Origin of the sequence: Candidatus Cryosericum odellii (assembly GCF_003570935.1) — a bacterium.
In the GTDB taxonomy this organism is placed as follows: Bacteria; Caldisericota; Caldisericia; order Cryosericales; family Cryosericaceae; genus Cryosericum; species Cryosericum odellii.
On sequence record NZ_QXIU01000242.1, the window covers coordinates 1 to 8,873 of the forward strand.

At 54.8% G+C, this 8,873-nt stretch carries 8 protein-coding genes and 1 pseudogene; 5 read left to right on the plus strand and 4 right to left on the minus strand.

The window, feature by feature from the left end:
• From SMC5_RS11170 to SMC5_RS09870, 4 genes and pseudogenes are all read left to right on the plus strand, one after another.
• Positions 1–246, plus strand: a pseudogene (locus tag SMC5_RS11170) (hypothetical protein); the annotation flags it as partial.
• A 488-nt stretch (positions 247–734) separates the two neighbouring features.
• Positions 735–1,085: a hypothetical protein gene (locus tag SMC5_RS09855; RefSeq protein WP_119120577.1), complete on the plus strand. Its 351-nt coding sequence runs from the start codon at positions 735–737 to the stop codon at positions 1,083–1,085.
• 401 nt (positions 1,086–1,486) lie between these two features.
• Complete coding sequence (locus SMC5_RS09865; RefSeq protein ID WP_119088125.1) at positions 1,487–1,999, plus strand: hypothetical protein; 513 nt, start codon at positions 1,487–1,489, stop codon at positions 1,997–1,999.
• Positions 1,996–3,030: a serine/threonine protein kinase gene (locus SMC5_RS09870; RefSeq protein ID WP_119088126.1), complete on the plus strand. Its 1,035-nt coding sequence runs from the start codon at positions 1,996–1,998 to the stop codon at positions 3,028–3,030. Before SMC5_RS09865 ends, SMC5_RS09870 begins: the two co-directional genes overlap by 4 nt.
• Before the next feature lie 163 nt (positions 3,031–3,193).
• Here SMC5_RS09870 and SMC5_RS09875 read toward each other — a convergent pair whose 3' ends face one another.
• The 4 genes from SMC5_RS09875 to SMC5_RS09890 all read right to left on the minus strand — a co-directional run bounded on the left by SMC5_RS09875 (position 3,194) and on the right by SMC5_RS09890 (position 7,751).
• Positions 3,194–4,534 carry a hypothetical protein gene (locus SMC5_RS09875; protein WP_119088127.1) on the minus strand — a complete coding sequence of 447 codons (1,341 nt, stop codon included), beginning with the start codon at positions 4,532–4,534 and terminating at the stop codon, positions 3,194–3,196.
• Positions 4,535–4,583: 49 nt separating this feature from the next.
• Positions 4,584–5,060: a type ISP restriction/modification enzyme gene (locus SMC5_RS09880; protein WP_455423461.1), complete on the minus strand. Its 477-nt coding sequence runs from the start codon at positions 5,058–5,060 to the stop codon at positions 4,584–4,586.
• Positions 4,945–5,751, minus strand: coding sequence for a type ISP restriction/modification enzyme (locus SMC5_RS11810; protein ID WP_407079770.1), 807 nt, complete (start codon positions 5,749–5,751; stop codon positions 4,945–4,947). The genes SMC5_RS09880 and SMC5_RS11810 overlap by 116 nt, the downstream gene beginning before the upstream one ends.
• Positions 5,682–7,751, minus strand: coding sequence for an N-6 DNA methylase (locus tag SMC5_RS09890; RefSeq protein ID WP_119120581.1), 2,070 nt, complete (start codon positions 7,749–7,751; stop codon positions 5,682–5,684). The genes SMC5_RS11810 and SMC5_RS09890 overlap by 70 nt, the downstream gene beginning before the upstream one ends.
• Before the next feature lie 226 nt (positions 7,752–7,977).
• Here SMC5_RS09890 and SMC5_RS09895 point away from each other — a divergent pair.
• On the plus strand, positions 7,978–8,873 hold an 896-nt coding region (locus SMC5_RS09895; RefSeq protein WP_119120582.1), incomplete at its 3' end, for a DUF1893 domain-containing protein.

Below are 8,873 nucleotides of genomic sequence, written 5' to 3' on the forward strand. Positions count from 1 at the left end.
GACCAGGTCCTTACTGTAATGAGTTGGCTAAGCAGGAACCTCGGGAGTCCCAAGCTCATCCGGGATCAAATCTTCACAGGGCTTCGTACGGTGGATGAAAAGATCCCAAAGCGCCTCCAATCGGTCATATCCAATCTTCTTCAGCGCGACTACATTTTGAAGGATGGAGACGGATATGTTATGCACCACACAGGAGAAGATCATGTCGAAAAGGATCTCCCGGCAAAAGACAACGGAACCGCATAGCGTCAGCGTGACTCAGAACGACGGTTTTGACGCACTGTTCCAAGTGTTCTGCAACCAACTGGTGCTCCGCAAGGAGACTCAGTTGGGAGAAGCCATCGCTTTTGCATGGTTTCACGACAAGACAGTAGGCGGCCCGGTTTCCTTCCTGGAGATTATGGCATTCTTCGTTCGCGCGAAATTGGCAAGACCTAACCGAAACCGCCTCCGTACCGCCATTTCGATGTCACGAGACATACATAAAGCCGTTCCTGGCAAGGACTTGTTTGACGTTGACAGGAAGACGGCGATTCGGTTAGAGAAGCAGTATGGAGCTGTCTTGGCAGCCAAACCCGCTGAGCATCCGTCCTTGGTCGACATTAGAACAACACCATATCTGGGCGCAGAAGAGATAGCACAAGCCCAACGCATGGGCGATCTATACATGCTGTGGTACTGTCTCGAAAACTCTATNNGGACCCAAATGGTGGGATATTGCTTCTAATGCTGAAATGCGCACGAAGATGCAACAGCGCCAAGACAAGGAGCGAAAACAATCATGGATTGCTCCCAGGGGTTCTTCTCCCCTGTTCTATGTTGACTATACAGACCTGTTGGCCCTCATTCATAAGTACAAGGTTGATTTCGAGGCAGTCATACCCCAAGAGGAATTCGCAGAATTGCGCTTCAGAGAGTTGGAGCAAATCCGCAATACTCTGGCCCACAGTGGCTTTCTCCCATCTGAAGATGATTTTGATCGTGTCTCGTTGGCCTTCCGTGACTGGTGTCGTCTTTCCTCTGGAATGAAGAAGGGCAGTCAAGCCAAAATCGGCACTGGCAAGGCTTCTACTAGCAACTCGTGAACTTCTCTTTGAGATGGACTCTCTGGGCTGGGACTTTGTGAAACTGCGCTCCTTCAGCACTCCTATCGCTCTAGCAGTAAGCGCAACTTCATTCCTGCGTACCACAGATCACGGTTCCATTCGGCGAACCGCGCTGGACTCTGATGTGAACGAACTTCATGGGCACGGTTGCGTGCCCAATTCCTTCCTCATCGTCCATCCCAGCACATTGATCGCGCACCAGCCCGACATCCCCGCCCNNGCCCCCGTCCTCATCAACTTCCCTCTCCCCGCCTGGGCTACCCGTGGCGAAGACGTAGACGACCAGAACTTGGACAAGCAGGCACGAGAATTTGCGGAGAGATTCTGAGTTGAAATCCTTACGAAAACAGAGCTTGTTGGAGACAAATGGAGAGAGTGCCATGGAAACGAGTCAGCACAAATGCGCGTTGGGTATGTTCACATTGACCAACTACTTCTATTGGGCAGTGCTTGAGCAAGACAATGCCTCACCGACTTTGACAGATCGACGTAGGGAGGATGTGCCCAAGATAATGACCACTGCACAACTGATGAAATGGTACGCAGGTCGGGTCTCAAGTCTCCTGGAAAGCTATGAGCCCACTATTGTGGCAGCACGGCTTCCGATAGCGGGGCGTGGCTTCGGTCTGAAAATCGAATTCGTGGAGAGGGCTGTCTTTCCGAACGCGATTGTCCATTTCCTGTGCCAACAAATAGATCCCCCAATTCCCGTACTAGACTGCGTCAAGCAATCCTTCTCCCCAAAACGTTTCGGATTAACGAAACAAGCCGGAAAGAAGGACGCTGAGTTACTATCTGAAGAGTGTGATTCCACATTTGCTCATGACGGACACTATTGGGACGAGAACCAGAAGCAGGCCGTGCTTGCTGCTTGGTTGGCGCTGCGATCATGATCCCGATTCCCTCGGATCTGGGCGAATACCATCTAGATAGGCTTATCGACCATGGCAATTTCGGAGCCGTGTACGAAGCACATGACATTCATCTGGGCAGGAAGCTGGCACTGAAGGTCGTGCCAATTGACGATCCTCGGAACGCTGGTGAAATCTTTGAGAAGATCCAAGAAGCCTCTCTGCAGTATCGTTCCAGACATCCGTATGTGATTCAGGTGAACTCGGTTGTGCTTCTGTCCTGGGATGGCCATGCCTGTGTTGGCATAGACATGGAGTACGTCGATGGCGGATCACTTCAACATGAGTTAGCCAGTCGGTTCATCTCATGTCACGACTGCCTCAGGTATTTTGCTCAGATTCTCAGCGGGTTGGAGCACCTGCATACAAAGGGAATTCTCCATCGAGACATCAAGCCGAGCAACGTCATGGTGGCCAAGTCCGGAATACGCTTGGGCGACTTCGGACTAGCTGGCATTGTGAGCGAAACGTGGGCCCCATATGCAGTGGTGTACAAAACCCACAGGGCTCCTGAATGGTTTTCTGGTGCACCATGTTCAGTCCAGAGTGACATCTATGCAACGGGAATGACGCTGTTCAGGTGTCTAAACAACATCTCGGACTGGCACTCAAAGTGTGAAACCATCGAAGATCGTGAGCAGGTGATACGCAGCGGCCGTCTCGTAACAACTATAGGCTTCGAGCCGTTTGTTCCGGACAAACTTAGGCGAATAGTCAACAAGGCTACCAACCCGAGGCTGGAACATCGCTACCAATCAGCATCGGAGATGCAATGTGCATTGAACTCTTTAAGGCCTTTGATTGACTGGCGTCGACTGTCCACGTATCGGTGGACGGGCTCACAAAACGTTCCAAAGGGTGATGACAAGAACTACCTTCTCACGGTGTCAGGCAGGCGTGTTGAGGTTTGGTGCAACAGGCGTCGCATCCAGGACAAGTGTCACGAATATCAACAGCCTGAGAACGCCCTTGCGGCTGCCCACGAGTACATTGCCGATACGACCCTCATGTAGCAGGAGGATGCCACGTCCGCGGAGTAGATCGCACCATTCGCGTGTTCAGCGAGTCTTGCTCAAGTGACGCGCCCTCTGGTCTATCAAACCACTGTGGCTCTTGGAGGTAGACCACACGGCACCCGACTCGGCCCCTTGGTGGAACTCGTCCGCCTAGTGAGCGCTACGACTCAGCTGCTACCTCCCAATCGTTGATCAGATTTTCGATGGCATTGACGTCTCCCTCATATTGTGAGTGATTGACTATGTGGTCATGATACTTGGTCGCGGTCAACAAGACATTGGCTTGTGTCTCTGGAACCATATTCCTGTACTCATTCTTCAGAAGCCAAAAGGCTGCCTGTCTAGTAACTTCCTCGATTTGCGGTTGAAAGCTCTGGTTCAGTAGCGCTCTGGTAAACTCAGACGCGCGCTCGGGCGCAATCCAAGCCCCGATGCCCGACACTGATTCCAGCAGATCTTGCTCAGCATTCACGCTACAAACGCGGTCTAGAACATCCCCGATGATGAGACTTCTGTCTTCATCCGATGCATACTCCAAGTCTGCCATCTGCAGAAGCTCTGTTTCAACCTTGACGGCAGTAGCCGATGTGGCCGCTGTTAGCAGACACGCTATTGCATGAAGTCCTGCACGTTTCTGTGCTGCTGTACCCCAATCGAAGGCAATCCGATATACCTGCGCATCGGCCTTGCGACTCAACTCGGCAGCCGCACGCATATCCTCATAGCCCTCAGACTCCTCACTATCATAATCGTAGGGATAGGCAGAGATTCGCTCCAGAGTCTCGTCTGGTCTGCGACACTCCTCCTGGAAAGCATCTGGAGCAACACTGTCCAGCAGCTGAGTGATTTCAGTCGGTCTGGTCTTGCTCAGCATGGTCTCGAGGATTGTACGGGCATTCGCGTCCCTTTGTGCCTTATCCATGATATCTTCAGCTCTATAGGGATAGCGTACAGCTGACTCTTTCGATAAATCGGAACACAACCGAAGTACAAATGCACGAGCGGCCAGAGCTAAGCCTTCATCTACATGCTCCTTCAGTCTCAACTCGCGGCCAGGATGAATGAAATTGCGGAAATCCACTACCGCCAATGACATTGCATAGGCTGTTCTGAGGCCGCTGGATTCTCCGGACTTCCTCGCCACTGCACCCTTGCTGACCAGTTGGGTAAACTCCCATCCGGCATCTGGTAGTTGCTCACAAGCCACTACGTCCACTCCAATAGCAGCATCTATAAGCTTTTGCAGTCCGATACCGGAAACAGCAAGATCTTCAACCTCAGCTTTACACTTACCTGTCACCACGATGTAGTCCATGAGAACAGCCTCTGCAATGCTGCCGGCCAAGATGCAAGCCGATTTCCACATGTTTGCCAAAATTGCCTTTGTCAGCTCTGAGTAGTCGCTCTCAAGGGACTTTCTCAAATCTTCGGAACTTATGAAATCGAAAGATGCTGGGCCATTCAGCGATGCAACATCTGCTTTCTCAGTCTGGTCGGACATGTTCAATCTCCTTCCTGACAGCCGTGGTATGTGGCATCCCCGCAAGACATCAGGTATCCCCCTCGTGGAAGATACTGGTCACTACCGAATCGATAGCGCATTGCAGATCTGTTGTTTTGGAGAGTACAGTAACGACACGAGAGTAGTGGATGGTGTCGGCGCTCGTGAGGAAGCGGCCTTTGCGATCTTTGAGCCACTTGGCGAGGACTTGATAGCCGCCAATCTGGTAGGTCCAGAGGTCGGGGGTGACACCATCGAAGTACTGGGTAGGATTGATGCTGACGCGTCCGCGGTCGGCGTCGTACTCGACCTTGGTGACGGCGCTGTCGCCCTTGCCACAGAAACGGCTGATAGGGTTGTCGAGTTCGGGCGAACGCATTAGGTGCAGGTCAATGAGCTGCTGACCCAGTTCAGCCAGTTTGAAGAAGGTATCGCGGTCCTTGGTGAACGGGATGCGNNCGCGGAAAATCGGACTTGAGGAAGTCAGTATAGCGCTCACGGTAGGTCGGTGAGTACAATACTGCATAGATATATGCCAACAAATCCTCGGGCCCGAACGTGCCGTCTGTGGGGTTTCCGCAACCATCTGGAAGGAACTGCAAGCCAAGATCTTTAGCCAAACCTTCGACAACCGCGGATTTGAGGTTAGGAACACGACCACCCTGTCCTGGCGGCCATTGCGTATTTTCAAACAATTCGGATGTCGTCCCAGTGACGGCGCCACTCGTGTCAGGATACAGGTACAGCGGGAAGATGTAGTTGTACTCGCGCGTCTGCAAGGAGATGGTATTGCCATCAATGGGGTGCTCGGTAATCCATGCGTGTTGGAACGTTGCCGAGGAAAGCTGTCTTGTCGTGACTAGCCCTAGGTTAGGTGAGATCATATGCCGCATGACCTCGAATCGTGGATAAGCGACCCAACCTTTGGAACGTCGATCGAGAACCGTCCAACGAACGTCAAAAGGACGGTATTCCAGGACCGTCAGAGGTTGATGCTCAGCCAACACGTTTCGAGCATGTTCTGATGCCCATCGAATTGTCCAATCGCGACCATCGGGTGGCAGTCCATACTTCGACCGCAGACCTTCCGGGCCGTCTGCCGATGCGAAATCCGTCAGCACACGCCTCAGCTGCTCCTCTGACCACGCTATGGNNGCGTCTGGATACCACTGGAGTCGATTTCGAATAGCTCGTCCAGTCGACGCATGTCTTGCCACTCTTCGGCTCCTTCTGTTCCTCTTGGCACAAACCAAAACTCGGGAGCGGCAGGTACCAAGTCGGTCCATGCGGTCCCCCCAAGGGTGTTCGCTCCAAGCCACTCATACTTGGATTCTCGTGTTCCCCACAGGTCAGCATAATGAACGCGAGGTCCGGCCAGGTCCCCTTTTCTCTTCACGAACAACGCAATGCAGACACCTTGTTGGATATCAAACACGTTCTCGTCCAAGCCGCCGTCTGGAGCGTGTTCCTGTCGCTTGACGCTCCCATGCAAATTCAGGACATAGATGTCGCCGAATGTCGCCGCCAGCGATGAACGCATCACACGATGCGTTACGCCATCCAGATACGTGTTGTTTGTGATGAACCCTAGGACGCCCTCGCCCGCTTGGTCGATCTTCCACTGAGAAAACCGGATGAACTTGATGAAGTCGTCATCGAGGTTGATCTTCTTCTCATCAAGACCCTTCTTGTAGTCCTCCAGCAAAAGGCGAATCCATGCTCCTTTGTTCTGCTGACCGAAGTTGGAGTATGGGGGATTGCCCATGATCGCCAGGACGGGTTGACGCCTCTTGACGGCACCAGCCGCCAGTGACTCCTCGGCAAGCCCAGCCATCGACTTGAACTGGCCGGGTTTGACGACAGTATCCTCGAGCGTATTGGTGAGGTACAGTTTGAAGCGGTCGTCGGAACTCATGGTGTAGCCCAGCTCAGTGAGCAGGATGCCCATGCGCAGATGACCGATGGCATAGGGGGCCATCATCAGTTCAAAGGCGTAGAAGTCGCGCAGCACATGCCCCTTGATCCAGCTGTCCAGACTGCCGTCACCGTACTTGGCCTTGTAGGTTGCGGCAGCCAGGCGCACGGCAGTTGCAGGGAAGGTCATGGTGCCCGCTGCAGGATCGAGGACGGTAACACTGGGGTCGGCCAGGCCGTCGGGCTTGCCAAAGGAGTCGCGCAGGATCTGGTCCACGCTGCGGACGATGTAGCTGACCACTGGCTGAGGTGTGTAGTAGACACCATGCTGTTTCTTCTTGGCAGGATCGTATTCGCCAAGGAAGGTCTCGTAGAAGTCGGCCACCGGGTCACGGCCGTTCTTGTCGTAGCCACTGAACACCGTATCCGTGTCGGCCACCGCCAGGACATCCGCGATGTCGTCGATGATGACACGCAGGCGTTCGGGAGTATCGCCGATAGAGATGTACTTGAACAGCTTGCGCAGGATGCCGATGGTCGCCGGGATGCCATTGAGCGCAGTCTCGCGGGTAAAGGTGCCGGTCACGCGCATGCGCGCTGCGAACAGGCCGTAAGTGATGGTCTGCGCGTAGAGGTCGGCAAAGGTGTCGCTGGTCAGGTCGGACATGAGGACTTGCTTGAACTCTGCCATCAGGTTGACGAGTTCGCTGTTGAGTTTGTGCCCCTCATCGTCGAGCAGTTGTGCCAACACCTGTTGTTGCAGGTAGCGCGTACGGTCAGCCAGCGCCACTGCCAGCGTCTGGGCTGTGTACGTACGGGGCAGCTGGAAGTCGAAGAAGCGTTCCACCAGCTCGCGGAACTGGTCCTCGTGCTGCAAGGGCACCTTCATGCCCGCCTGCAGCGCCTGCAGGGACCCGATCGTCACGGGCTGGCCCATCGGCTGTCCGAAGCGGTAGAGGCGGAACTCCAGGAAGTTGGTGAGGATGACGTTGGGGAAGGCGGCGCGGTACCGCTTGAGCTGTTCACTGACTTCGACGCGGTCCAAGTTGGTTTCTTTCGGCTCCTTGGCCTCGATGTAGCCGGTGACATGCTGCTGGCCACTCCAGACACGCATGTCCGGGTTGCCTGCCTCCGTCTGACGAGGGAGGACGGTCAGCGTCGCGTGCGCGCTGCTGAGCTGCGACCCCAGCTCTTCCCAGAGCTGCTTGAGCACGTCATAGTATGACTCCTCGCGCGCGTCGCCGCGGTGATACTGCTGCGCGACTGCCCCCAGATACCTTTCCACCGATGCCCTGAACGTCATGATCCCTCCCTGAACCTTGCTGGTGTTTCCATGTAAAGCATTGTAGTCCTAAATACAACAAGATGGACTCCCGCCTGCGCAGGAGTGACGGATCCGCCGCTGGGAAGGGCAGGTTCGAGACAAACTGGACTCCCGCCTTCGCGGGAGTGACAGATTAGGCTGTACGACCGAACGGTTTCGCGTACAATGAACGGTGCCGCTTCCGAGGCGGCGAAACGAGGGACTCATGACGGAAAACGAAGAACTTGTACGGACAACAATACGGTCGGGCGACGCGACTCTCTGCGCAGTCGCAGATGGAGCACTCCTCTACCAACTGACCGGCAGGGGGATCGGCGCGCTTGTCCTGGCGGTCGAGAAGGAACGTGCGGTCAGCCACGGTTCTCTGGATTGGGGAGACAAGCTGGTGGGACGGGCAGCAGCGCTCCTGTTCACGCTGGTGCGTCCCCGGTCGGTCTTCGCCTTGACGATGAGCACCGGCGCACAAGACGTCCTGCACGCAGCCGATATTCCATTCACGTGCGACGCACTCATTGTCGATGTGCTCAACAGGACCGGCACAGGACCGTGTCCGATGGAGGCAGCGGTATCAGGGATCGTTGACCCGCTGGCCGCACTGGAGAAACTCAAGCAAGTGAGTCAGTCACTATCAGATGCTGGGCGCAATCATGCACCCGAGAAAGGGGAGTCGATGAACAACCTGGTGGATCGTTTCCTGCACTACACGTCATTCGACACGCAGTCGGACGAGAATTCAGTCACGTTTCCCAGCACCAAGAAACAACTCGTCCTTGCCCATGAGCTGGACGCAGAGCTGCAAGGGCTTGGGCTGAAAGACTCTTCTGTTGATGCGAATGGCTATGTCACAGCGACCCTTCCCGCCAACTGCGAGCATCCGAACGCGGTTCCAGTCATCGCATTCCTCGCGCACATGGACACGTCTCCCGACGCGTCGGGCATGGGCGTGAAGGGGCGTATCGTCACTGCCTACGACGGCCAGGACATTGTTCTCAATGCAGAGAAGAACATGGTCCTGAGCCCAGTCGACTTTCCAGACATGCTGTTGCACAAAGGCGAGGACTTCATTGTAGCGGACGGAACGACTCTTCTGGGAGCCGACGA